Raw genomic sequence first — 24,146 nt, 5'->3', positions numbered from 1 at the left:
AAGCGCTAATTAATCGGTTATCGCCACGGTAAGTAAGATCAGCGCCGCGGCAAAATATAAAAGGTGATAAAACTCGGCCCGTGCCGGGGGCTGCCTGCCTATCCAAAGTCCCAGCAACAAGCCCAACGGCGGTACCACGACCTGAACATCGGCCACCCGCAACCCCACCGCGCAAACCGCTACCGGAAGGGAAAACAGCAGTACCCAGTACAGAAACGACACGTTTTTGCTGCCCTCGATGTTCAGCATCAGGCGCGATCGGTTGCTGGTCATAACCACGATCAAAAGGGGCAGGACCAGCATACCGGCTCCCAAAAGATCATACGGGCCGGCGGGCACCACCCGCCCGAAGTTGAAGCCCGCCAGCTGGCTTTCGTAAAATACCCGAAGGTCGCCGATCAGGTAAGCCGTTGTGGCCGCCAGAACATAGGCGAGTAAGGTGCCGACCAGCAACTGAGAAATGGTGCGCAGGTTGGTCGTACCCAAGATGCTGATGCCCACGATAAAGGCAAGAATGAAAATCAGGTAACTCGGATGCAGGAGGGAAGCCAGCCCCAGCCAGAATCCGGCATTGAACCGCGCCACCTCGTTGGCCCTTCCTTTGTACGTACCGCCCAGACTCCCCACGGCCAGCATCAGAAATAAGTGACTGAATTGCAGAGGATCGAAGTAGTGAAATGCCGGAGAAAGCCCCCACAACAGCACCACACACACGCCGGGAAACTGAGTCACCGTACGGGAAATTCTGAATCGATCCGCAAAGTTGTTCGCCACAATCCCCGTCACCGCAATCAGCAAGGGCGGAACGAGTATCGGCAGCAAACCACCGGTTCCCACCACGGTCCGCAGCAAGCCACCGTAGTAGCTGTCCGGCCCGCTCTCCACCGGCTCACCCCCCAGAACGAAAAGGGGCAATTGCAGCACCAGCGCGTAGACGAACAGCAGCAGGCTCGCGTAAGATTGGTTCGTACGAAAGAGAGATAACATCATTTCAGTTGCCGCTCCGTCTCGGTGATTAGTTCGACCGCCGTTGCGTAGGTGTCCTCAAGATCAGCGGCTGAATCCTGCCCCGCATACAGCGCCATTTCGCACCGCCCCAGGAGCAGATCGTAGCGCTCGGTGAGTCCGGCATCCGCCCCGCGCTCGGCCAGTACCTGGCGAATAGTGCCGCGACTCAGGTCGGCCACGCGCAGGGAAAAACGGTCGCGCAGGTAAGTAAGCAGTGCGCCCTCTACGGCATCGTAAAAGGGGCGCGGCTCCCGTTTTTCTAAATGCACTTTGGCGTCCCGCAGGCGGGCCGCAGCCACCCGCCCCGCCCGCTCCCGCAGCACGATCGCCGGATCTCGGGAGTCGCGGTGAGTGCGGTAACGGGTGAACCCGATTACCCCCCCACCGATCAGCAGCGGCAGGAGCACCAACCCCCAGAAGAGCGGCGGGGATGCCGGGTCATCGTCGTACCGCCGACCGGGTGTTAGGGGCGGGGCGGGGCGCAGGGCGAGGACTTCTTCCTCCGCTACGGCAGCCGTGTCAATGGTGTAGGTTTTCTGTCCGCTTCCCCCCTCTACCGCTACGGTAAAGGTCTTGGGAGTAAGGGACACGTACTGCTGGCTGTCGGTATCAAAGTACGTCAGCGTGGGGGCAATTTCGAACGTACCGCCCCGCTTTGGTACCAGCTGGTACTCGAAGGTCTTGCGGCCGAACATTCCCGAGGGGCTGTCCAGGAATTCCTCCCGCGTTACTCGTGGGTCGTAAATGTTCCAGTTCTGTCCGTCAACGGGTACGGGTGCCTCCAGTCGCTGCACGTCACCCTGCCCCGTTACCTGCATTACGATCTGGAGGGCATCGTCGGTCGTCATCTTGTTGCGGTCGAGCTGTACGTCGACCTGGTAGGAGCCCACCCCACCACTGAAGTCGGTCGGCCGGGGTTGCGGGAGCTCGCTTACCTCGATGTACACCGTATCGGAGTTCACGGGAATTTGCTCCGTGAAGCGGCGGGAAAAACTGCTGTTGCTGCGCATCCGCACGGCACCGATGACCATGCGGTAAGGATCGATGGCGAGGGTACCGCTCTTGATGGGGAAAAGGGCCAGACTGGCGAGCGTCCGGCGTTGGTATTCGCGCCCGTTCTCGATCACGTTTGCCGGGGCGGCATCGAAGCGGCGGCGGGGCCGGGCGAAGAAGCCGTCCAGGTCCGGCTCCCGCACCATATTGCGGGAGATGGGATTGACCGATGCGTAAAGGTTGAGGTTCAGTATGATCTGCTGCCCTACGTAGGCGCGGTCGGTGGACACTTCGGCGCGCAAGAAATTCTCCGGTGCCGCACCGATGGCGTCGGCATCGGCCTCCAGCACCACTACCTTTTCGGCGTTGGCCCGGTAGGTTCGCCCGGCAGCCCGAACGGTCGCCGGACCCACGGTGAGCGTACCCGTCCGCTTCGGTTGCAGCATCCACGAAAAGGTCATCTGGCTCGTTGCCACCCCGTTCAGGATGGTCGTGCCGATGGAGCGGTTCGGCCCCTGCAGTACCTCGAAGTCGCTGAAGTCGGGAGGAGTAAGTTGCTCTCCCTGGGCATTGCGCAAGGTCAGGTTGTACGCCACGGTACTGTTGAGCAGCATCCGCTCCTTGCTCAGCTCCGCGGTGAAGGTGATGTCCTGGTGTTGGGCACCCAGCACGGCAAGCCACAGCAACAGCGGTATGGTCAACAGCTTCCCCCTCATCACCAATCTTTGCTTCCCGTACAGCCCTCCCGGTTACCCTGCCGCAGGCGACTGAGGGTTCGTTTCTCCTCCTCGGCGGCAATCCCGAGTTGGCGTTCGGCTTCCTCCTGGCTCATTTGCGGATTGCCGTCGGGGTTCGCATCGGGCTGGCCACCACTTTCGTTGCGGGTTTCTTCCCCCGTTTGCTCCTGCGGTTCCCCGTCCTGCGGCGGTTGGTCGCTGGGTTGTTGCTGCCCGCCTTCGCTCCCCTCCCCGTCCTGTTGCTGCTGCTGTTGTTGCTGTCCGTCCTGCTCCTGTTCCTGACCCTCCTGGTCTTGGTCCTGTTGCTGCTGTTGCTGTTGTTGTTGCACCTCCCGGATCGCCTTGGTGAGGTTGTACTTCGTTTCCTGATCGTCGGGGTTGATCCGCAGGCTTTGTTTGTACGCCTCCACGGCTTGCTGGTAATCTTCCTGGCGGTAGTAGCTGTCGCCCAGGTTGCGGTAAGCGCGGGAGCGCACGTCGGGGTCGTCGGCCAGACCGGCAGCTTCCTCGTAGCGTTTGGCGGCCTCGGCGTATTCCCCGTTTTCGTAGAGGGCGTTGCCGAGGTTATAGTTGCCCTTCGCACTGTTCTCCTCGCCGATCGCGGCGCTGTATTCTTTCTCGGCCTGAGTATAGTTTTTATCCCGGTATGCCTGGTCTCCCCGGCGCAGGGCCCGGTGGCTGGACTGGCCGTTCAGGCTTTCCATTAGGGCGGGTGCGCAGGAGCAGAGCACTACGAGAAGAGCAAGGTAAATACGGTGACGCATCGGGGGCCAAGTTACGGGATTAACACGTAGCGGCGACTTCGGTCGCCACGCTGCCGCTACTTAAGAAAGCCACGCACCAGTTCCTCTAACTCCCGGGGCCGTTCTGCGTGCACCCAGTGGCCTGCTCCCTCCACCGTCGCCAGTTTGGCCCCCGGAAAGAAGTCCAGAATGCCCGGCCAGTCGTCGTCGGTTACGTAGCCGCTCTTCCCCCCACGGATGAAGAGGGCCGGCCCGGTAAAGCTTTGCCCCATCGTCCCAACCGGTGCGATCAGGTTCTCGTAGTCCCGGTCGAGCACGGCCAGGTTCATCCGCCAGCGGAAGCCGGCCTCGTCGGCACGGGCCAGGTTCTTCAGCAGGAACATCCTCACCCCCGCATCTTCCATATGGGGCTTCATCCGTTCGTCCGCATCGCGCCGGTCCTCGAGGGTCGCCGGATCGAGCGCATGTAGGGCTGCAAACACATCGGCATGACCGTGTCCGTACTGCCGGGGCGCCATATCCACCACCACCAGTTTAGTGACCAAGGTAGGGTAAGACAGTGCAGCCTGCATCGCTACTTTCCCCCCCATACTGTGGCCCAGCATGTAACACGCATCGATACCCTGCCCCTCCAAAAACTCGGCTACGTCATGCGCCATCAGCGGGTAGGTCATCTCGTCGGCGTGGGGCGAACGGCCGTGGTTGCGTAGGTCGACCAGAACCACGGTAAAGTGCTCGGCCCACTTGCGCGCCAGCGTCTGCCAGTTATCGAGATTCCCGAACAGCCCGTGTAAAATGACGAGCGGCGGCCCGGACCCGAAGGTTTTATGGTTGAGTTGCATACTATAAGGTCGAGGCGTCACACGCCGAGTAATCTAATCAGGCAGTTGTACACCCTAAGCCTATCCAGGGTTCACGAATCTCGTTGCCGATACCGCACCCCATGATGATGCAGGCAATCCGTGGTTAAAAAACCAGCGCCGCGTTTTACTATCGCCGCCGGAGGCAGCTTTGTGCTTTCGCCCCGATAGCTATCGAGGGAGGCAGCCTCCTACAGCTTTTCCTTGCCACTCCGAATCCACAAATCCCGCTGCGGGAAAGGAATCTCCACGCCCTTCTCCCGGAATGCCTTATCGATCGCAAAACGCACGTCGCTCTTCACGTCCTCGATCCGCAGCAGATCGCGCGACCAAAACAGCACCTCAAAATTAAGACTGGAGTCGCCAAATTCCAGAAAGCGTACGATGGGTTTGGGCGTCTGCAGGATGCGCGGATGATCGGCCGTTACCTGCTGTAGTATCTCCTTGACCAGCTCGGTATCCGACCCGTAGGCTACCCCCACCCCCACGTGAAACCGGGCCTTGCGCTCGACGTGGCTCCAGTTCACGACGTTCTCGCCGATAAGTTTGGAGTTGGGAACGAAGATGATGATGTCATCCCGGGTTTCGATGGTCGCCGTACGCGCACCAATCTTGCGCACCGTCCCCACCTGGTGGTCGGTGATCTCCACCACGTCGCCCACCATCACCCCCCGCTCAAACAGAATGATGATGCCGCAAATGAGGTCGTTGAAGGTCTGCTGCAGCCCAATGCCGATGCCAACCAGGAGCGCCGCCGCACCGGTCCAGAGCACCAGCAGGTTGAAGCCCGCCGCCTGCAACACCAGCAGCACGCCCACCACGTAAACGAAGTAGGTGATCAGGCGATTGATGGCATACTGGCTACCTACGTCCACCTTAGACCGGCGGTAGTACGTGCCCAGTATGAGGTTGGTAATCGTCATCAGTAGCAAGCGCAGGAAGAGGAAGATGCCGATGGCGAAAACAATGTTGCCTACCGTGATGGTACTCACCCCCGCGTCGCCGGGATCGTTGAACCAGTAGAGGACGTAGCTCCCCAACCCGGTATCGCGCAGCACCACCAGTATCGCCAGCGTGTACATAAAGGGCCGCACGGCGCGGAACCGGTCGGCAGCCGCCTGCTCGTTGGTAAGCGACTGGGCCGTTGCCGTATTCGATAGGTGCATGCGGTGGTAGCGCTGCACGAGCAACTCCTCGATGAGAATGTCGAGAACGTTCGCTACGATAAAGGCCAGCAGCGCTTTGACAATGGTACTGATCCGCACGGTGAGGTACACCGGCGGCCCGTCCTCCGTAGACGCCTGCTGAATGGCCTCGTCGATGAAGGTGATGTCGATATCGAGGATGCGCAGCACGGCAATAATGAGCAGACTGACCAGCGAAAACCGGACCACCGCACGCACCCGGGTACGGTTTTTCTCCGAAACGTTCTCACGGCCGTAATACCAGGGAAGCGTTTGCCGGAGCACGATGAATTGTGCACCCAGCAGCACGAAAGTCGCTACTGCAATCAGCAGCAACTGATAGCCACTCACGCTAAAGCCGTTGTAGTCCAGCAAAATTATCTCCCGAAGTCTGTTCATTCCTTTCTGACTAACCCGACTTTACCCGCCGGGTTTGCAACCCCCGCCCCGGCAATCCGTTCCGCTGTCAAAAGCTGAAGGAGTATGCAGGAGATCAAGGGACGCTACGTCGACATCGACGCCCGCGAAATTTACGGCGCGGTAGTGACAATCAACGAAGCCGGCCGCATCGAACGTATCGACCGCGACCCCGAACGCGACCGCCGGGGATGGTTCATCCTACCCGGCTTCATCGACGCCCACGTCCACATCGAGTCGAGCATGCTCCTGCCCGTCGAGTTTGCTAAGCTCGCCGCCGTACACGGTACCATCGCCACCGTGAGCGACCCCCACGAGATCGCCAACGTAATGGGGATGGCCGGCGTGGAGTACATGATCGACAACGCCCGCCACACCCCGCTTTCCATCAATTTCGGCGCGCCCTCCTGCGTACCGGCCACTTCGGCGGAAACCGCGGGTGCCGTGCTCAATAGCCAGAGCGTAGCGGATCTGGTGAAACGCCCCGAGATTCTCTACCTCAGCGAAGTGATGAACTACCCCGGAGTACTCCACGGCGACCCCGAACTACTGGCCAAGATCGCAGCGACCCAGGCGGTCGGCAAACCGATCGACGGCCACGCCCCCGGACTGCGCGGCTCCGAAGCCGCCGCTTACGCCGCCGCCGGCATCACCACCGACCACGAGTGCACCACCGCCGCCGAAGCGCGTGACAAACTGGCCGCCGGCATGAAGATCCTCATCCGCGAGGGCAGCGCCGCCCGTAACTACGCCGCCCTGGAAGAACTCATCGACGAGTTTCCCGACCGCCTCATGTTCTGCACCGATGACAGTCACCCCGACGATCTCATGGCCGGTCACATTAACCGACTGGTGATCCGGGCGGTCCGGGGAGGGCACGACGTGTTCGACGTACTCCGCATCGCCTGCCGCAATCCGGTCGACCACTACGGCCTCAACATTGGAAAGCTACAAGTCGGGGACCGGGCCGATTTTATCCAGGTCGACGACCTCCGCCATTTCGGCATCATGGCCACCTGGGTCAACGGACAAAAGATCGCCGAAGCCGGTGCTCACCTGATGTCCGACTACCGCCCGGAACCCATCAACCACTTCAACTGCAGCCCCAAAAAGCCGGAAGACTTCCTGGCGGCACCGGGCCCCGCGGGCGGAAAGATTCGCGTCATCGAAGTCACCGACGGCGAGATCACGACCGGCTCCCTGGAATTGACGCCCGTCCTCGATGACAATGGCCGCCCGGTCTCCGCCCCGGAGCGCGACCTGCTGAAGATCGTCGTGGTCAACCGCTATCACGATGCACCGCCCGCCATCGGCTTCGTCACGGGCATGAAACTACAGCGCGGTGCCATCGCCAGCAGCGTCGCCCACGACAGCCACAACATCGTAGCGGTGGGCATCGACGACGAAGCCATCTGCCGCATGGTGAATGCCGTCATCGCGGAAAAGGGCGGCATTGCCGCGGGCCGCCACGAGTACCTCGAAGTCCTTTCCCTCCCCGTCGCCGGCATTATGAGCCTAGATACCGGTCCCCGGGTCGCCGCCCGCTACGGTGAGATCAGCGGCTTCGTGCGCCGCAAGCTGCGCTGCGGCCTGGAAGCCCCCTTCATGACCCTCTCTTTCCTGGCCCTCCTCGTCATCCCCAAACTCAAGCTCAGCGACCGAGGCCTCTTCGACGGCGAGCGGTTTCAGGCGGTGGATCTGTGGGTGTAGTCGTCGGCCGACCGAGGCACGACGCTCGTCCGCCGACTAGGGGTAGGGAAAAGTCAATTTTAAATTTTCAATTTAAAATTGCCGACGAGTACCTAATCCAGCCCTTTCTCCTTCAACCAGTTACTCAGCAATTCCGCTACCGCCAAATTATTTAGATCCGACATGGGAAAGTGGGTGTTTCCCGTCAGCCCCACCTCCGGGAGGTGAACGAGGGTGACGTCTCCGCCGCGCCGGTTTACGACGTCGCGCCAGGCCTTTGCCATGGTGAGGGAGGCGCGCCACTGGTCCTGTCCCGGATTTTCGACCGGCTGGTTGGGAATGTTGTCGCCGTAATAGATCACGATCGGGATCTCCGTGAGTCGCCGAAACTCCTCTAGCGACACCGCACTCGCCCGCAGGGCACCCCTCACATAAGGAATGGGCTCCGGCACCTCCCCTTCGGGAAACACGAAGCCGCTGCCCGGCTCGTAGGATGCGATGGCCATAATGTTGTCGTTCTTCAGGGCGGTCAGCCAGCCCATCCCCCCGCTGTGCGAATGGGTGACGAGTATTCCCGGTCCGATCGTGTCGAAGAGAGCCGACACCGCCTTGGTGTTCAGTTCAATGTTCAGCGGGCCCGTATCCGGAGTCATCTGGCGGTAGAACTGATCCAGTGCCGCGGGTTCGGGGGAGAACTGTACACCTGGGTAAAGCTCCGAACCAACCCCCAAGCGGAAAATGCCGAACCACAACTGGTCGTTCGTTGCCGCGCTGATGGTGGTCGGCTCCGTACTGCGCCCCGCCTGGCCGCGTCGGGGCTGGTCCAGGAGATATACCGGATACCGCTGGCGCAAGAAAATATTTTGAAAGCCCTCCCGGCCATCGGGCGTCGTCTGCCACGTCTTCATGGACTGCCCGTACCCGTGCCAGAACACCAGCGGCAGAGGCCGTGCATCCACCGGGATTTGGTAGAATACGAACGCATGATCGCCGTGGAGCGTCTGTCCGGCAGTACTCTGATCGGCAGGACTGAACGCTCCATCAGCAATGGAATCGAAGGTACCCGGAGTCGAAATGACCGTACCCCCCGCCGTAAAACTGCCCTGACGCTCCAGCACGATCACATTCTCCCTGCTAATAACGCAGGACGATAGCGCGAAGGCTACACACAACGCGAGCAACACTTGCCGGAAATAAGAACTGGTGAATTGCATCATTTCAAATTTTGCTGTGGCCCCCGTCCGACGGCTCGCAGCGCAGCGAAGGCCGTCGGACGGGTATGCCAAAATGTTTACTGCTCAGAAACTCCGTCCAGCACCCGCTCCGCCCGCACTCCAGCTTCCGACCCGACGCTCGCACTTACCGCCCGCAGCACCTTCCGCAATTGGCTCTCCGTGATGCTCAGGTTCATCGCAATGCCCAAATGGCCCCGCAGCATCGGCTCTACTCCGGCCAGACTCGCCAGCGCACTGATGGTGACGATCTCCCGCTCTTGGTACGTAAGCACGTCACGCTCGAAGATATCGGCGAAGAGGTGCTCCTTCAAAAATACGTCAATGGCGGGAGCAAAGTCACCGTAATCCGAGCGCCCTTCGAGCGAGCGGCCGATCAGTTCTTCCAGTACGGCCTTACCACGGTCGTACTTCGGCATTGTGGTGTCGATGTTGCTCGCTTCCCGTCCGACCTCGTCGGTGATTCCCCATTGTTCGCGGTTTTCCACGGCGGCCATTAGGGTACGGATGCCCTGAATGCTGCGGGGAAAGCCGGTGTAGGCGTAGAGGTGAATGAGCACTTCCTTACACTCATTGACCGTCATTCCGGCATCGAGGGCATCGCCCAGGGCGGACTGCAGCCGCTCCAGGTCGCCGATCGCGGTAAGGGAGGCAATGGTGGCGATGTGGCGGTAACGGGTTTCAATAGCCTGCGCCTCGCTTAATTCTTCCCGTTCTACCGGGATGCCGAGGCGGTACTCCTCGTCGGTGACGGGTGCCCCCCAGATCACCCGGCCGTCGGGGTGCTCTTTGGTCATTGCCAACTGTACGAACCAGTGGTCGTTGGCGGCCCCGTGCCAGTGGTCGATGTTGGGCGGGCACTGTACGGTCTGCCCCTTGCGCAACACGCGAACCGCCTCCCCGCGCTGCTGGTAGTAGCCTACCCCATCAAGCACCAGCAGCGACTGTCCGGCGGGGTGGCTGTGCCAGTTGCTGCGCGACTTAGGCTCGAAGGTCACGTTCCCCACGGCCACGGGCCGGTCGCCATCCTCCACCGTCAGTAAGCGTTCCACCCAAGCCGTACCGGTAAAGTTGCCGCCGCTGATCCGCTGCCCAAGGGGGAACACGGAATCGACGGTGTCGCTCGGCACCTGAGCGCGCAGGCAGGCGCAGCACGTGATGAAGGATAAAGTGAGAAGGAATTTTAGCATAGCTGTACAGTATTAAAGGGCCCGCTTTTATGAAATTTCACCGCACCTGCGGCCCCGCCCGCGAAAAAGCAGTTATCCCGCTCGGTAAGCTGAAGGCGTTTGCCCCACGTGTTGTTTGAACAACCGACTGAAGTGCTGGGGGTACTTGAAGCCCAGCTCGTAGGCGATCTCACTGACCGATTTGTCCGGGTTGAAGGCCTTAATTTTGGCCAGGTCGATGATCTTTCCCTGGATGTATTCCTGGGCCGTTTTGCCGGTTTCCTTTTTGATCAGGTCGCCGAAGTAGTTGGCGGAAAGGTGAAGCTCCTCGGCGAAATAGGCTACCGTGGGCAGGCCGAATTCACGGGGTTTATCGGTGGCGTAATAATCATTCAACAGGCCCTCAAATTTTTCCAGAATGCCCAGCTTTACGGTGTCGCGGGTGATGAACTGGCGGTCGTAAAAGCGTTCGCTGTAGCCCAGGAACAGGTCGATGGTAGAGGCGATCAGCTTCTTGCTGTGCTTATCTACGTTCTGCTGCAGCTCATACTGGATCTTGGCAAGGCAGTCCAGTACGATTCCCCGCTCCCGCTTCGAAAGGTGGAGGGCTTCGTGGGAGCGATAGCCGAAGAAACTGTAGCGCGACATATTCGCGGCCAACGGGGTACCCACCAGAAAGTCGGGGTGGAAAACCAGGGCGTGCCCGCTCGGCTGGTAAACTTCTCCGTCGGATTCGATGTCCACCACCTGCCCGGGAGCGACGAACACGAGGGTACCTTCCTGGTAGTCGTAGTAGTTCCGACCGTACTTTAGGTCGCCGCACTTCACCTGCTTCAGGAAGATGGCGTAAATGCCGAAGTGCAGGCGCACCGTCCCCTCTTCTCCCCACGAACGCGGATTGGCCCGCGAAAAGTCGATCACGCTGATGAGCGGGTGCAGCGTCTCGTGGTTGTTGAGGTCGTTGTAATCACTCACGTAATCAAAGCGGTGGATGCGTGACATGGGGGGCGGATTTACTAATTGATCAGTACGCACATTTCGGCGGGGACGCAGGAGCGGGGTCCATTGGAAAAAGAAGCAGTGCGCTGTACATACAAAGGTCGGGGAGAAAAGTCGCTATGCACCTACCTGGATTACGGGTTGGTAGCCCAGGTTTACGGTTTGGCCCCTCGTCGGCCGACGAGGGGTCGTCGGCCGACCGAGGCACGAGGCTCGTCCGCCGACTAAACTGATAAGCCATAGAAAACTGTATTCATCTCCCAGGCCACAACTCGGCGGACGAGCTTGGGCTCGGCCGACGAGGGGTCGTCGGCCGACCGAGGCACGAGGCTCGTCCGCCGACTAAACTGATAAGCTCTAGAAAACCGTATTCATCTCCCAGGCCACGACTCGGCGGACGAGCTCAGGCTCGGCCGACGAGGGGTCGTCGGCCGACCGAGGCACGAGGCTCGTCCGCCGACTACACTGATAAGACTAGAAAACCGTATTCATCTCCCAGGCCACGACTCGGCGGACGAGCTTAGGCTCGGCCGACGAGGTGGCCAATTATAAGGGTCCCTCCACCCGCCGGTACTGTCCGCCGAAGTCGTACTCCGCCACTACGTTCCAGATCCACTTTCGTTCCGGGGCAATTTCCGTGCGAAGGCTGCGGTTGACGAGACCGCTCAGGGCAAACGGCAGACCTGGTTTGTGGATGCGCCACGCGCCGGCTACGTAAGTGCCGTCCAGGTCGTCGGTACGCAAGTAGTAAAATTGGGGAAAGAGGCTGAGGCGCAGGTTGCTCGCTAGGGGGATGTCGGTCACGGAGGCATTGAACTGTACGAAGTTGCTGGTCTTGATTCCCGCATCGAAGCCTTCCCCGTGCAGGTAATACATGCCTACCGCTAATCGATCGGTGATTTGGTAGCTCGGTACGATCTCGGAGGCGAGGTAACGGCGGGTTTCGATCACCTCACGTTCGTCGCCCCCTACATTGGCCATAACCGTGCGGAAGTTAATGGCCGGGTGAGCTCCCAGGCGCAGGGCGAAGCGGTTACCCCTCACTGCTTGGTAGCGGGCCCAGAAGAGCATCGACCAAGGTTTACCTTCCAGCGCCAACCGGAGGTCTGGCTCAAAGGTGAATCGACTACCGCCCATACGCAGGTTGAGGATCGCTGCCGGCTTATCGAGCGAGAAGGATGGGATGATGGAGATGCCGTTGTGGGTCACGCTGATGCGGCCGGATAAGGTGCGTTCTTCCGCCGAAGTGTCCACGCTTTGCGAGTGCAGGCGGGCGACGGAGGCGGTGAACAGCAGGAAAAAACAGAACGGAATGAAGCGCATGGGGACCGGTACCTTGATTACCGGACAAAGGTATTAGGATCCTTAGGCCTGCCGGCTACCCCGATTCCGGTTGTGCTAACCAGGATTACTGGTGTGTCGTCGGCCGACCGAGGCACGAGGCTCGTCCGCCGACTAAACTGATAAGCTCTAGAAAACCGTATTCATCTCCCAGCCACGACTCGGCGGACGAGCTCAGGCTCGGCCGACGAGGTGGCTGTCGTCGGCCGACCGAGGCATGAGGCTCGTCCGCCGACTAAACTGATAAGCTCTAGAAAACCGTATTCATCTTCCAAGCCACGACTCGGCGGACGAGCTTAGGCTCGGCCGACGAGGTGGCTGGCGTCGGCCGACCGAGGCACGAGGCTCGTCCGCCGACTAAACCGGAAAGCAAAAGAGCCGCGTTCATTCCCCAGCCACGACTCGGCGGACGAGCTCAGGCTCGGCCGACGAGGTGGCCGGCGGCCAAAAAAAAAGCCCGATCGTTTCCGATTGGGCTTTTTGGTCGCTGCCGGAGGCAGCATTGTACTTCCGCGGCCTAAGGCCGCTTTGTACTGGTGGGCAGTGAGGGGCTCGAACCCCCGACCCCCTCGGTGTAAACGAGGTGCTCTGAACCAACTGAGCTAACCGCCCTTTCCTTTAAGGGACCGCAAATATACAATCGCCTCCGCGAATCCTGCAAGCGGCGGCGGAAGATTTGGTAATTTTGCCGGCCCCACTCGCTTAGATTTATGATACGCTCCCTTCTCTTTGTCCCTGCCGTGCTACTTACCGCAGGACTGCTCGCCCAGGACAGCCTCTCCTTCGGAGGCATCGACCTGCCGGGCGCCGAAGTGCGGGCCAGCTACCGGAAGGTGAGTCCGCTGGCGCAGGCCTTTACGATCGAGGAGGTACGGCGACTACCGGCAACCTTCTACGATCCCGCGCGCCTCATTGCCCTGCTGCCCGGTACGGTACAGACCAACGATCAGGCCAATCACCTCAGCGTGCGCGGCAACTCTCCGAACGCCAACCTGTGGCGCCTCAACGGACTGGCCATCGCCAATCCCAATCACACCTCCAATGCGGGCACCTTCTACGACTTCCCCACCCTCGGCGGCGGCGGGGTGAACGCGCTGAGCGCCCAGGTGCTTGACAACTCTGCCTTCGTCGCCGCCGGGCTGCCCACTCGCTACGGCAACGCCACGGGGGGCACCTTCGACCTACGCCTGCGACCGGGCAGTAAGGAACGGAGGCAGCACCAGTTGCAGGCCAGTTTCATCGGCTTCGATGCCGCCACGGAAGGCCCGTTGGGGCGCAACGGTCAAACCAGCTACCTCGTTAACGGGCGCTACAGCTTTACCGGATTACTGGCAAACGCGGGGGTCGATTTCGGGGGCGAAGCCATCGGCTTCTCCGATCTGAACGTTCACCTGCACCACCAACTTCCCACCGGAGAGCTTAGCGTATTCGGCGTGCTGGGTACGAGCTCGAATACCTTCACTCCCGACCCCGAAGAGGCAGCAACCGAACAGAAGGAACTTTTCGACATCGACTACACCAACGATATCGGCATCGGCGGCGTCAGTTACCGGACCCGGTTGCCGATCGGGGAAGTGAACGCGGGCGTAGGCTATTCCCGGACCACGGCACAGCGCTTACAGCAGTTTACCCAGGGAGGTGGCCGGAACGCCTACCACCAGTCGCAACTTAACCGGCTCAGCGCCCACCTGGACCTCGAAAGAGTCATCACCACCAACTTATCCCTGAGCGGAGGGGTAGAGGTACTGGCCGACGGCTACCAGCAGACGCTTAACTTTTACGATCGCGACACCCTCACCAACGGCAGCGCGCTCCAACCCACCGTAACGAGCATTGCCCCCCACCTGCAGGGCACCTATATTTTCGGAGCGTTCGACCTTGATCTGGGGATACGCCTGGTGCACTACGGTGAGTCCAGCCTGCTCGACGAATGGATTGCCGAGCCCCGCCTGCGCCTGCGCCGGCGGTGGGAGGATCAGCGCATCGTCGTCGTAGCGGAGCGCACGAGTCAAACTCCCTACGCGGGACTCCTGCTCGGCGCAACGGCGATGGACCGTTTCGTTCCCGTCAACAATCAGCTGAGCCTGGCTTACGGTCGCAGCATCGGTCCGGTAAGTGCCCTGATATCTACCTATTTCCAGTATTCCCCGGAAGAATACGCAGCGGAGGTAGGTGACTTCCTACTGAGCGCAAACAACTTCCTCGAGTTCGACCCCTCCTTTTCCTTTCGGGAGCGCACCGCTACCCGTCGGTATGGGGTGGAAATCGAGGTCGGCGGCGGCAAGCGGCAGGAAGGATGGTACTACCGGGGAAGTTCTTCGGTCTTTCGGGCGGAGACGCAGCAGACCGGCGGCAACTGGGCCAAAGACCGCTACAGCAGCGACGTTGCGGCTAAACTCGTGCTCGGCAGGGAATGGGCCGGTGAGAACCGGCGACAGCGCGACCGCACCTACGGCCTGAACCTGGCCCTGATCGCCCACGGCGGTGAACGCTCCGGTATCGTCACCGGTATTTACTCCGGCACCGTGAATCCTTACTTTGCGGCACCAGACTACCGCCAGGGCTTTATCAACTCCAACGGCACGTACTTCCGGCCGGACCTGCGGCTGTACCGCACGATCAGGGGCGAAAAAACAACCAAGACCCTGGCGTTGGACCTGCAAAATGTCGCCGGAATTTCCAACACCGCCCTACGGTATTACGATGTAGTCATTGCCGGACCGAACGAACGCCAGGCCCTCGGCCTCATTCCGGTACTGAGCTACCGGGTGTTCTGGCGGTAAGCTTCTTCCGAATTGCTCCGCTCCTGCGTCCCCGCCCAAATAGTGGCGGGGGCAGCATACCTTTAACGTATAACTTAGCCCAATGAAACTCTTTACTTCCCTGCTTCTTCTTTTACTGCTCAACGCCTGCGGAAGCGGGGACAGTGCCGCCGAACGGGCCTCCGAAGATGCCACCCTCGCCGCTCAGGAGGCTGCCTACCAGTCGATGATGGACGGCCACGATCGCGTAATGCCTCTGATGGGCAAAATCACCCAGGCGCAACGGACCATCACCGAACAGCTCGCCGCCGGTGGAGTAACCGAAGAATACCGCGACCTGCTCCTGGCCGCCAACGAGCAACTGGAGGACGCCAACGATGGCATGATGAACTGGATGAACGGCATCCGCCCGCTCGACGAACTCCGCGCCGAAATGAAGGCAGACAACATGATGGAACACGTGAAGGAACAAACGGCAAGTATCGCTCAGATCGAAGCTGATATGAAGGCCAGTCTGGCCAATGCCGAACGCATCCTCAACGACGAAATACACGACCACGGCGACGGCACCGACCACGAACACAAGTAAACCGTGACGACCAGAATACGCACCCGCTTCGACCTCACCGACCGCGTCGCCATCGTAACCGGTTCCTCGAAGGGGATCGGGGAAGCCATGGCCCGTGGACTCGCGGAATTCGGCGCAAAGGTGATCGTGAGCTCCCGTAGCCAGGAAGCCGTTGACGAAGTTGCCGCCACTTACCGGGAAGACGGCCTCGAAGCCACCGGCATCGCCTGCCACGTCGGCGACCCGGCCGCCCGCCAGCAGCTCATCGATCGAACAATCGCCACCTACGGCCGACTCGATATCCTGATCAACAACGCGGCCACTAATCCGTACTACGGACCGGTAGAGGGCCTGACCGCCGCCGCCTACCAGAAGACGATGGACGTCAACCTCACCGCCGCCCTGGAGTTGAGCAACCTTGCCCTACCCCACCTGCGCGCCTCCGGCAAGGGATCCGTCATTCACATTAGTTCCATCGAGGGCCTCCACGCCAACGCCAATTTCGCGGCCTACAATATTTCTAAGGCGGGGATCATCATGCTGGGCAAAAGCCAGGCAACGGAGTGGGCGGCGGACAACATTCGCGTGAACGTCATCTGCCCCGGCCTCGTCAAGACCAAGCTCAGCCGCGCCCTCTGGGAGGACGAACGCGCCGAAGCCCAGTGGAAAAACGCCATCCCCCTCAACCGCATGGCTACCCCCGACGAGCTTGCCGGTCTGGCCGTTTACCTCGCGAGCGACGCCGCCAGCTACGTGACGGGAACAGTGGTGGTCGCCGATGGCGGAATGCTAGGGTAGCAATTTTAAATTTTAAATTGAAAATTCAAACGTCCATGACCTTGCGCCGCAGCACGAAATTCTTGCCCAGGTACACCTTGCGGACCATCTCGTCGGCGGCCAGTTCCTCGGCGGTGCCGGCTTTGAGGATGTTGCCCTCGAACATGAGGTAGGCGCGGTCGGTGATGCTGAGGGTTTCCTGCACGTTGTGGTCGGTGATGAGGATGCCGATGTTCTTGGTCTTCAGTTTGGCGACGATGTACTGAATGTCCTCCACGGCAATGGGGTCGATGCCGGCAAAGGGTTCGTCGAGGAGGATGAAACTGGGGTCGGTGGCCAGGGCCCGGGCGATCTCGGTGCGCCGCCGCTCCCCCCCACTTAGGGTATCGCCGTGGCTTTTACGCACCTTGTGCAGGCTAAATTCGTCCAGTAGGCTCTCCAATTTTTCGGCACGCTCGTGCTTATTGAGCTTCGTCATCTCCAATACGGCGGAGATGTTGTCTTCTACGCTGAGCTTACGAAATACGGAGGGCTCCTGGGGCAGGTAGCCGATGCCGCGCTGGGCGCGCTTGTACATCGGCAGGTTGGTGATGTCTTCGTTGTCGAGGTAGACCCGCCCTTCGTTGGGCTTGATGAAGCCGACCGTCATGTAGAACGTGGTGGTCTTTCCGGCGCCGTTGGGACCGAGCAGACCCACGATGTCGCCGCGGTCTACGTGGATGCTGACGCCCTTGACGACCGTGCGGTTGCCGTATTTCTTCACCAGGTTTTCGCTCTTGAGGCGCATGTAGTCGATTTAGTTGCCCGCGGGCTGAAGGTTAATGCGTAGTTGCCGGGTTTTATTCTCGCGCACTACGGTAAGTAATAATTGATCGCCGGGGCGGGCCCGTCCGATGATCTCGGTCAGTTCGGGCAGATCACGGATGTCGCGACCGTCGACCGTTATGATCAGGTCGTTTCGCTGAAGCCCCCCTACCGCCGCCGCCCCACCGGGCAGGACAGCCTCCACGAGTACGCCTTCGCTGCGGTTGCGTAGTCCCAGTCGCTCGATGTCGGCCGCGGTCAGGGTGGAAATTTCCACTCCGAGCAGGGCCCGACGGTAGCTGCCGTAAGTTATGATGTCGTCGGCGATGCGGCGCACCAGGTTGATCGGTATGGCAAAACTATAGCCCTGGAAACGCCCCGTGCGGGAGGCGATCGCGGTATTGATGCCCAGCAGGCGCCCTTCGGCGTCGACGAGTGGCCCGCCGCTGTTGCCGGGATTGACGGCCGCGTCCGTCTGAATAAAACTCTCGATCGCGTCCAGTTCCCGCAGGATGCTCAGGTTTCTTCCCTTCGCACTGACGATGCCGGCGGTGACGGTACTGGTGAGTCCGAGCGGGCTGCCCACGGCCAGTACCCACTGTCCGGGCTCGGCGAGATCGGAGTCGGCGCTTTCCAGGTAGGGAAGGTCACGGGCGTCGATCTTCAGTACGGCCAGGTCGCTCTTGGGCTCGGTGCCGACGATCTCGGCGGCGTACCGGCGGCGGTCGGCGGTGGTAACCACGATGCGGTCGGCGGCCTGCACTACGTGATAGTTGGTAATGATGTATCCGTCGGCGGAATAGATCACCCCCGATCCCTCCCCGCCCAGGGCGCCCGTCGCTTCCTCCCGGCCGAAGAGCGCCTTGACGGTGGCGCGGTCCCGGCCCGTGACCCGAGCATCAACGTGTACGACGGCCGGGGTGGCCCGCCGGGCAGCGGGGCGCAGATCCAGGGTGGCCGTCGGCAGGGGGGGCAGCGGGCTTGTCGGGATTACCGATTCCGACCAATACAGCTCGTTTTCGGAGGTGCCGGTGGTGATATAGTCTGCAGGTTGTTCACGCTCCGTTAGCCACACCACCGCCAGGGCGGCCACCACGCCACCGCCGAGTGCGGAAATAAAGAAGTACCGGAATTTCATCGATAAGTGAACAGAAGTTACCCTTCATTTGGTTACCGCTTCCCCTACTTTCGGACAACTAAGCTATTTTCACGGACGTTAACACCCCGCATCCCGCCCTATCATCCTTGAACGCCCAACAACTCACCGCCCTTTTAAACCCCGAGACGAGCCTGGAAGCCAGCTTCCTACGGGATGAAGAATACTTGCGAGGCCTGATCTGGGGCGTTCCGCGCTACGGCCACCCGGAAGGCACGATCTGGCGACACATCATCGAGATCAACCAGAACATCGACGCCCTGCCGATCGATCCCGAAACCCGCCGCAAACTCCGCATCATCTCCTTCGTGCACGACACCTTCAAGCACGTAGAGCACCGCGGAAACCCGCGCGACTGGTCAAAGCACCACTCCGTCTACGCCCGGAATTTTCTGGCCCGCTACGTCGACGACCCCCTGCTCCTTAATGTAGTCGAACTCCACGACGAGGCCTACTACTGCTGGCGGCTTGCTCACCTGTACGGCAAACTATCGGAAGCCGAAGAGCGGCTGGAAGCCCTGCGCGAACGGGTAGGAGAATACTGGCAGCTGTACTACCTTTTCTTTAAGTGCGACACGAGTACCGGCGACAAAAATCCCGCCCCGCTGCTGTGGTTCGAGCGACACGTGAAGGACATCGAGGTGGTCCGATTCGAGCGGGGGCAAACGGCGATCTAGCGCTGCCCACTAGCCATCAGCTTGCGCGTTACCCACCTTCCATCGTCCAGTTTCAGCCGAATGACGTAAGTGCCGGGAGCCAGTCGCCCGGTGTACACCGTGAAGGCCACACCGGTTGTTTTCGTTTCACCCGCCGCCACTTGCGCGCCCCGCATATCGAGCAGTCGCCACTCCCGCACCGGCAGGTCACTTTCGATGCGTAAACTGTCTGCCCTCAGTGGATTAGGGAAAAAGTTGATGCCCAGGGCCTCGTTTTCTTCCAAGCGAGTGTCCACGGTGGCGTCCTGGCCCAGCCAGTCGAAAGCCGGCAGCGCCTTACTTTCGTAATCGAACCAGGAAGCGTTTTCGTAGGAAGACCCCTGCCCCCACGCGTCGCACATCTCACTGGTGATCCAGGCCGGCTCCCAGTAAAAGATGGCCGTCCCGCCGGCCGCGCAGATCGCTTCGTTGAGGGCCAGTAGGAAATCGCGTTGCCCGCTTGGGGTCGGCGGGTAGCTGCTCACCTCGCCGTTGCCGGCCAGGAAGTTGTTGTAGTCGTCCGATCCGCCAGTGTTGTTGTGGCTGAAGCCGGTTTCGAAAACCATCACCTCCTTGCCGTAGGTTTCGATCAGGTGACCGACCAGTTCGCCCATTTCCCCGATCGTCGTCCGGGGATTAAAGTGGGGATAGTACGATAGCCCGATCACGTCGAAGTCCGTCACTCCGGCGTCGGTAAATTCCTTCACCCCCGCCCTGGCGTAGCCCTCCGTGAGGTGAATGGCCGAGCGGATGGTGGTCCCGTGGGTGGTGTTGAACTCGCGGACGGCCCGCAGCCCGGCATTAAATTTCGCGGCATCATCCGCCCACTCGAAGCCGTTAGTACGGACCGTGGCATCGACGAAGCCGTTGTCCGTTTCGTTTCCTACTGCCACAATGACCGGATCGGTGCCCTGTGCGTGCAGCAATTCCAGGGTCCGGTAGGTGTAGTGATAGATGCTGTCGAGCAGGGTTTGGCCGCTAAGTCCGTCCCACGCCTGCGGCCGTTCCTGCTTGCCGGGGTCCACGAAGTAGTCCCCGTAGTGGATTGCCAGATTCAGTCCCATGCCGCTGCTGTCGATTTTTCGGGCGGCGAGCAGCACGTCTTCCCGCCCCCCGCTGGTGATGGGTTCGCCGCAGTCGCTTTGGTTGTTCTCGGGGGTGTGCCAGAGCCGGATGCGCACCATTTCCGCCCCGCGTTCGGCAAAGTATTGGTAAGGATCCACCCGTACCCCAGCCGTATCGTAGTAGATCCCACCCGCCTGCTCGATGGCGTTCACGTAGGAGAGATCGACGCCCTGCATACACTGCCCCGTCAGGAGCGACGTAAAACACAGGAGGGGCAGCAAGAAAAACGGTTTCATAAGGACAATTTTGCGGGGCCGCGAGTGCAGCGTAGGTTACGGAAAGCGGTAGCTTATGGTAAGTACGATGGGGTGCATTCCCCGAAACCCGACCAAGTGATAGATTCCGGGGGCAGTGCCTTCGGGTAGGTCGAAGTGCGCGTGCTCCCCCGCCTGAGTGTTAATCAGTTGCCCGGTAGCGGAATAGACCCGGACATCCCGCAGCGGGACGGTAAAATTCAGCCGCCCGCTCGTGGGATTTGGGTACACCCCGACCGAAGGCCGAAAAGCTACGGGCAGGCTAGTGGTTTTACCAGCCGTTGCGGGTAACCGGTACTTCCGGTCCGCAGCCAGATCGTAGTAGCGGTCCCGCCTACCGGACGGCCAGTCGAGCACCAGACTATCTACCCGCGCGGCACTACCCAACCCGAAGTGAACGGTTCCGTTGTGCTGGCTGGCGAAGCTCCCGCCCGCCCTTACTTCAGCTACGTATGCTTGGCTCCCTACCCAGCAAGTGATCCGGGTACCGAGGGCAGTCGGTTCACCTACTTCGGCGACGACGGATACCGCAAGCCAGTGGTTTCCGGCATCCGTAGCATTCAGAAAAAGCTGGCTGCCCTGACCACTGTTTCCGACAAACAGGTCGGGCAGGCCGTCGCCGTTGAAGTCGGCCGTGGCGGTCCCGTATGCACTGCGGGCGCTGTTGATCGCGGCGGTAGGCAATGCTGCCGGGATGAAGGTGCCGTCGCCCACGTTCCGGTAGAGTACGTTATTGAATCGCTCGCCCCCGATGGTGAAGCCGGTTTCGTTGGCGACGTACAGGTCGGGCAGTCCGTCGTTGTCGAAGTCCAGAAAGGCGGTGCCCCACCCCATTCCCAGATCGTTGGTGCGGCTACCGAAACCCACCTCCCGGAAGGTGCCGTCGCCCTGATTTTCGAGCAGGAAGTTTTCGTAGAGGTTAGTGATGTAGAGGTCAAAGTCCCCGTCCAGGTCGTAGTCGGCCGCGTCTACCCCCATCCCATCGCCCACCACGCCGGCTCCGCTCGCTTCGCTTACATCCGTAAATGTGCCGCCGTCGTTGCGCAGCAACACGTTGGTTTGCAGGCCGTCCCGCACCAGGTAAAGATCCGGGTCGCCGTCGAGGTCATAGTCGAATGCCAGACTCCCCATGCTCAGGCCCGACTGCGCGGCACCCGCGGCCCCGCCCACTTCCACGAAGGTCAGGTTGCCGAGATTGCGGTACAGGCGGTTGGGGGAACCGAGGCAGGTAAAGTAGATGTCCGGCCGGCCGTCGCCGTCGAAATCCAGCAGGACGCCCGACTGGATCCGGGCATCGAGTTCAATCCCCGAGCCGGGCGTAACGTCCGTGAAGGTGGTTCCGTCGTTGCGGAATATTCGGCTGGGGACGTCGCGATTGCCCAGCACCACGTCCTGGTCGCCGTCTTGGTCCAGATCGGCCCATAGGGTGGTTTGGGTAGGACCGGCAGTAGCTAGTGGGGTACGGTGACCGACTTCCGTGAAGTGTGCCCGCCCATCGTTCTGAAAAAGGCGGTTCGGCCCGTCCAGTACGCTGAGAAAAAGATCGGGATGCCCGTCGCCGTTCGGGTCGCAGACCGACACCCCCCGCACCCGCGCCACCACCTCGATCCCGGCATCCCGGGTAGCATCACGGAAGGGCTCCTGGCCCCGGAGCGACCAGCCGATACACAGGCAGCAGAATGAAATGAGGAGGCGCATGGGGAAACAAAAAACGGGCACGCATCTGAAGAAACGTGCCCGTGTGGTCTGGTTTACCACGGCTTACTCGAAGCTGTACGCCAGGGTGTTTACGTTGAATTTGACGGTGTAGGTACCGGCGGTAACGGGAATGTCCCCGCCCTTGAAGGTGGCGGTGCCGGAGGGGAAGTCGCTGCCGCCCCAGTCGTAGTCCCACGCATCGTTGGCCCGGAACTTCGCTGCTCCGGCGGTGAGCGTGACCTCGCCCTTCACCTCACCCATTACATCCGGATTGAGCGTCAGATCCGTATCCGCATCCCAGCCACCGGGAGTAGAATCACCGATCAAACCGATGGTAGCCGGAGCGAAGGAATACTCACCGGAAACGGGGTCGAGCGTAACGAGGTAGATGCCCGCGGTAACCGGAATGTCGGCGCCGCCCTGGGTGCCGGTGCCGGAGGGGAAGTCGCTGCCGCCCCAGTTGACGTCCCAGTTGCCGTCGGCGCGGAACTTCGCGTTGCCGTTGCCGAGTCCGATGAGTGCCGACCAGGTGCCGTCGTCGTTTTTCGTGAAGGGGGTATCGTTGTCCCAGCCGCCGGGAGTAGCGTCGCCCACGAGGCCAATGCTGCCGATGCCGGAATCTACCACGAAGGAGTAGGTCAGGTTAGTGATGTCGAGGGTGACCTTGTAGGTACCCGCAGTGACGGGGATGTCGCCACCTCCGACCACGGCCGTACCGGTGGGGAATTCGGTGCCGCCCCAGCTGAGATCCCAAGCGTCGTTGGCGCGGAATTTCACGGTGCCGTCGATCAGTTCGATGGTGGTGGTGTAGACGCCGTTGCCTTCGTCGGTCATGTCGGTGTCGGAGTCCCAACCGGTGGGGGTAGCATCACCGAGGATGCCCACGCTTTCCGGTGCCGCGGCGCGGAGGAAGGTAAGTTCGTAGGCCAGCGAGCGGTCGTTGAAGTCGATGCGGTAGTACCCTTCGGTGGCGGTAGCGGGCAGGACGATGTTGCTGCCGTAGCGTTCGGCCGTGCCGTCGTTCTCGTCGTCGCCGTAGTTGATCCCCTGGAAGTCGGGCATCTCGGCCATTTTGAACTGGTCACCCGGGGCAAGCAGTACTTCATCCAGTACCCAGCGGTTGTCGTCGACCAATTGAAACTGGTACTCACCACCCTGGAAGGTGTTGAAGGTACCGAGCAGGTAGAGGCTCATGGAGTTGGAGGCGTAGCTAACGGCCGGCATGACGCTGTAGCTCAGCGTCTGGTCGTTGAAGCGGATGTTGACCAGTCCGGTGTTGCCGCAGTTGGTGTCGCCGTTGCCGCCGTCGGCGAAGTTGGAGACCATGAAACCGTTGCACTGGGCGTCGCCCCAGTCTTCATCGCACCAGTCGGCGCAGTTTTTGAGTTTCCAGGCTTCGCCCTGCAGGTCTACGTTCTGGATCTCCCAGATGTGATCGGACACCAACGTGAGCGCATCGGCACCCCAGCCGTTGAAGCCACCAGCGATGAAGATGTTGTCATGGTTGGCGGGGTACGGCAGGTTACTGATCTCGAAGGAGAAATCCTGGGTCGTGGTTTGTCCCTTCGTATCGGTGACGCTGATGGACATATTGTACACCCCTACACCGAGGCTGGCGGCGTTGAAGGTCGATCCTTCGATGACGACCGAGTCCTGGATGCCGCTGAGTGGTTGGTCGGCGGTGGCGAGCACGTTCATCGCGGAGTCCATGAGGGTTACCGTAGCGGACTGCAGGGGCGAGATGCTGCCATCGGCGAAGACGACGCGCACGTCAAAATCTCCTGCGACTACCCGGCCGTTGGCGGAGGGAGTGGAAGAAAGGATGGCCGGCGGAAAGTCGGTATTGGCGGCGATGTCGATTTCCTCGCGTTCACAGCCGGTAAGGGCTACCATCAGCAGGAGGAACAGCCAGCTCGTTAATTGCTTCGTTTGCAT

19 protein-coding genes and 1 tRNA gene are annotated in these 24,146 nt (G+C 60.8%); 5 read left to right on the top strand and 15 right to left on the bottom strand.

Annotation, left to right across the window (positions count from 1 at the left end; genetic code table 11):
* Nucleotides 1-9: 9 nt before the first annotated feature.
* The 5 genes from GGR28_RS17655 to GGR28_RS18915 all read right to left on the bottom strand — a co-directional run bounded on the left by GGR28_RS17655 (nt 10) and on the right by GGR28_RS18915 (nt 5,924).
* Complete coding sequence (locus GGR28_RS17655) at nt 10-987, bottom strand: hypothetical protein (protein WP_183497153.1); 978 nt, start codon at nt 985-987, stop codon at nt 10-12.
* Complete coding sequence (locus GGR28_RS17650) at nt 987-2,717, bottom strand: BatD family protein (protein WP_183497152.1); 1,731 nt, start codon at nt 2,715-2,717, stop codon at nt 987-989. The genes GGR28_RS17655 and GGR28_RS17650 overlap by 1 nt, the downstream gene beginning before the upstream one ends.
* Nucleotides 2,717-3,502, bottom strand: coding sequence for a tetratricopeptide repeat protein (locus GGR28_RS17645; protein ID WP_183497151.1), 786 nt, complete (start codon nt 3,500-3,502; stop codon nt 2,717-2,719). The genes GGR28_RS17650 and GGR28_RS17645 overlap by 1 nt, the downstream gene beginning before the upstream one ends.
* Before the next feature lie 56 nt (nt 3,503-3,558).
* On the bottom strand, nt 3,559-4,323 hold the full coding sequence (locus GGR28_RS17640) for an alpha/beta fold hydrolase (protein WP_183497150.1): 765 nt from the start codon (nt 4,321-4,323) through the stop codon (nt 3,559-3,561).
* A 209-nt stretch (nt 4,324-4,532) separates the two neighbouring features.
* Entirely contained in the window at nt 4,533-5,924 is a 1,392-nt protein-coding gene (locus GGR28_RS18915; protein ID WP_221233935.1) for a mechanosensitive ion channel family protein, read from the bottom strand.
* Nucleotides 5,925-6,008: 84 nt separating this feature from the next.
* Between GGR28_RS18915 and ade the strand changes: the two genes are divergently transcribed.
* Nucleotides 6,009-7,652, top strand: a complete 1,644-nt coding sequence (gene ade, locus GGR28_RS17630; protein WP_183497149.1) for an adenine deaminase — start codon at nt 6,009-6,011, stop codon at nt 7,650-7,652.
* Between the two features lie 92 nt (nt 7,653-7,744).
* On the opposite strand, the gene GGR28_RS17625 is transcribed toward ade, so the two are convergent.
* From GGR28_RS17625 to GGR28_RS17605, 5 genes are all read right to left on the bottom strand, one after another.
* Entirely contained in the window at nt 7,745-8,848 is a 1,104-nt protein-coding gene (locus GGR28_RS17625) for an alpha/beta hydrolase (protein ID WP_221233934.1), read from the bottom strand.
* A 74-nt stretch (nt 8,849-8,922) separates the two neighbouring features.
* On the bottom strand, nt 8,923-10,053 hold the full coding sequence (locus GGR28_RS17620) for a cupin domain-containing carboxymuconolactone decarboxylase family protein (RefSeq protein WP_183497148.1): 1,131 nt from the start codon (nt 10,051-10,053) through the stop codon (nt 8,923-8,925).
* Nucleotides 10,054-10,125: 72 nt separating this feature from the next.
* On the bottom strand, nt 10,126-11,034 hold the full coding sequence (locus tag GGR28_RS17615; RefSeq protein WP_183497147.1) for a helix-turn-helix domain-containing protein: 909 nt from the start codon (nt 11,032-11,034) through the stop codon (nt 10,126-10,128).
* A 543-nt stretch (nt 11,035-11,577) separates the two neighbouring features.
* Nucleotides 11,578-12,354 (bottom strand): hypothetical protein, encoded by a 777-nt coding sequence (locus GGR28_RS17610; RefSeq protein ID WP_183497146.1) that lies wholly within the window; start codon nt 12,352-12,354, stop codon nt 11,578-11,580.
* A gap of 552 nt (nt 12,355-12,906) precedes the next feature.
* A tRNA-Val gene (locus GGR28_RS17605) sits at nt 12,907-12,984 on the bottom strand.
* Between the two features lie 98 nt (nt 12,985-13,082).
* Here GGR28_RS17605 and GGR28_RS17600 point away from each other — a divergent pair.
* The 3 genes from GGR28_RS17600 to GGR28_RS17590 all read left to right on the top strand — a co-directional run bounded on the left by GGR28_RS17600 (nt 13,083) and on the right by GGR28_RS17590 (nt 16,500).
* Nucleotides 13,083-15,155, top strand: coding sequence for a TonB-dependent receptor (locus tag GGR28_RS17600; RefSeq protein ID WP_183497145.1), 2,073 nt, complete (start codon nt 13,083-13,085; stop codon nt 15,153-15,155).
* Nucleotides 15,156-15,237: 82 nt separating this feature from the next.
* Nucleotides 15,238-15,723 (top strand): hypothetical protein, encoded by a 486-nt coding sequence (locus GGR28_RS17595; protein WP_183497144.1) that lies wholly within the window; start codon nt 15,238-15,240, stop codon nt 15,721-15,723.
* Nucleotides 15,724-15,726: 3 nt separating this feature from the next.
* Nucleotides 15,727-16,500, top strand: a complete 774-nt coding sequence (locus GGR28_RS17590) for an SDR family NAD(P)-dependent oxidoreductase (RefSeq protein WP_183497143.1) — start codon at nt 15,727-15,729, stop codon at nt 16,498-16,500.
* A gap of 25 nt (nt 16,501-16,525) precedes the next feature.
* Here the strand turns inward: GGR28_RS17590 and lptB are convergent, their stop codons facing one another.
* Nucleotides 16,526-17,266, bottom strand: a complete 741-nt coding sequence (gene lptB, locus GGR28_RS17585) for an LPS export ABC transporter ATP-binding protein (protein WP_183497142.1) — start codon at nt 17,264-17,266, stop codon at nt 16,526-16,528.
* A 9-nt stretch (nt 17,267-17,275) separates the two neighbouring features.
* Nucleotides 17,276-18,421, bottom strand: coding sequence for a S1C family serine protease (locus GGR28_RS17580; protein WP_183497141.1), 1,146 nt, complete (start codon nt 18,419-18,421; stop codon nt 17,276-17,278).
* Between the two features lie 107 nt (nt 18,422-18,528).
* On the opposite strand from GGR28_RS17580, the gene GGR28_RS17575 reads away from it, so the two are divergent.
* Nucleotides 18,529-19,116, top strand: coding sequence for a hypothetical protein (locus GGR28_RS17575; RefSeq protein ID WP_183497140.1), 588 nt, complete (start codon nt 18,529-18,531; stop codon nt 19,114-19,116).
* On the opposite strand, the gene GGR28_RS17570 is transcribed toward GGR28_RS17575, so the two are convergent.
* The 3 genes from GGR28_RS17570 to GGR28_RS17560 all read right to left on the bottom strand — a co-directional run bounded on the left by GGR28_RS17570 (nt 19,113) and on the right by GGR28_RS17560 (nt 24,146).
* Nucleotides 19,113-20,495, bottom strand: a complete 1,383-nt coding sequence (locus tag GGR28_RS17570; protein ID WP_183497139.1) for a glycosyl hydrolase 53 family protein — start codon at nt 20,493-20,495, stop codon at nt 19,113-19,115. The genes GGR28_RS17575 and GGR28_RS17570 overlap by 4 nt on opposite strands.
* Before the next feature lie 36 nt (nt 20,496-20,531).
* Nucleotides 20,532-22,211 (bottom strand): FG-GAP-like repeat-containing protein, encoded by a 1,680-nt coding sequence (locus GGR28_RS17565; protein WP_183497138.1) that lies wholly within the window; start codon nt 22,209-22,211, stop codon nt 20,532-20,534.
* A 63-nt stretch (nt 22,212-22,274) separates the two neighbouring features.
* A complete protein-coding gene (locus tag GGR28_RS17560; protein ID WP_183497137.1) occupies nt 22,275-24,146 on the bottom strand; it encodes a SusF/SusE family outer membrane protein in 1,872 nt (623 codons plus the stop codon).

The organism is Neolewinella aquimaris, assembly GCF_014197245.1.
Classification (GTDB): Bacteria; Bacteroidota; Bacteroidia; order Chitinophagales; family Saprospiraceae; genus Neolewinella; species Neolewinella aquimaris.
This window is presented reverse-complemented; position numbering and strand designations above follow the sequence as displayed.

What these genes read in the sequence shown, in the direction of transcription:
- GGR28_RS17655 (WP_183497153.1), bottom strand. Translation starts at nt 987, where the DNA reads ATGTTATCTCTCTTTCGTACGAACCAATCTTACGCGAGCCTGCTGCTG.
- GGR28_RS17650 (WP_183497152.1), bottom strand. Translation starts at nt 2,717, where the DNA reads ATGAGGGGGAAGCTGTTGACCATACCGCTGTTGCTGTGGCTTGCCGTG.
- GGR28_RS17645 (WP_183497151.1), bottom strand. Translation starts at nt 3,502, where the DNA reads ATGCGTCACCGTATTTACCTTGCTCTTCTCGTAGTGCTCTGCTCCTGC.
- GGR28_RS17640 (WP_183497150.1), bottom strand. Translation starts at nt 4,323, where the DNA reads ATGCAACTCAACCATAAAACCTTCGGGTCCGGGCCGCCGCTCGTCATT.
- GGR28_RS18915 (WP_221233935.1), bottom strand. Translation starts at nt 5,924, where the DNA reads ATGAACAGACTTCGGGAGATAATTTTGCTGGACTACAACGGCTTTAGC.
- ade (WP_183497149.1), top strand. Translation starts at nt 6,009, where the DNA reads ATGCAGGAGATCAAGGGACGCTACGTCGACATCGACGCCCGCGAAATT.
- GGR28_RS17625 (WP_221233934.1), bottom strand. Translation starts at nt 8,848, where the DNA reads ATGATGCAATTCACCAGTTCTTATTTCCGGCAAGTGTTGCTCGCGTTG.
- GGR28_RS17620 (WP_183497148.1), bottom strand. Translation starts at nt 10,053, where the DNA reads ATGCTAAAATTCCTTCTCACTTTATCCTTCATCACGTGCTGCGCCTGC.
- GGR28_RS17615 (WP_183497147.1), bottom strand. Translation starts at nt 11,034, where the DNA reads ATGTCACGCATCCACCGCTTTGATTACGTGAGTGATTACAACGACCTC.
- GGR28_RS17610 (WP_183497146.1), bottom strand. Translation starts at nt 12,354, where the DNA reads ATGCGCTTCATTCCGTTCTGTTTTTTCCTGCTGTTCACCGCCTCCGTC.
- GGR28_RS17600 (WP_183497145.1), top strand. Translation starts at nt 13,083, where the DNA reads ATGATACGCTCCCTTCTCTTTGTCCCTGCCGTGCTACTTACCGCAGGA.
- GGR28_RS17595 (WP_183497144.1), top strand. Translation starts at nt 15,238, where the DNA reads ATGAAACTCTTTACTTCCCTGCTTCTTCTTTTACTGCTCAACGCCTGC.
- lptB (WP_183497142.1), bottom strand. Translation starts at nt 17,266, where the DNA reads ATGCGCCTCAAGAGCGAAAACCTGGTGAAGAAATACGGCAACCGCACG.
- GGR28_RS17580 (WP_183497141.1), bottom strand. Translation starts at nt 18,421, where the DNA reads ATGAAATTCCGGTACTTCTTTATTTCCGCACTCGGCGGTGGCGTGGTG.
- GGR28_RS17570 (WP_183497139.1), bottom strand. Translation starts at nt 20,495, where the DNA reads ATGAAACCGTTTTTCTTGCTGCCCCTCCTGTGTTTTACGTCGCTCCTG.
- GGR28_RS17565 (WP_183497138.1), bottom strand. Translation starts at nt 22,211, where the DNA reads ATGCGCCTCCTCATTTCATTCTGCTGCCTGTGTATCGGCTGGTCGCTC.
- GGR28_RS17560 (WP_183497137.1), bottom strand. Translation starts at nt 24,146, where the DNA reads ATGCAAACGAAGCAATTAACGAGCTGGCTGTTCCTCCTGCTGATGGTA.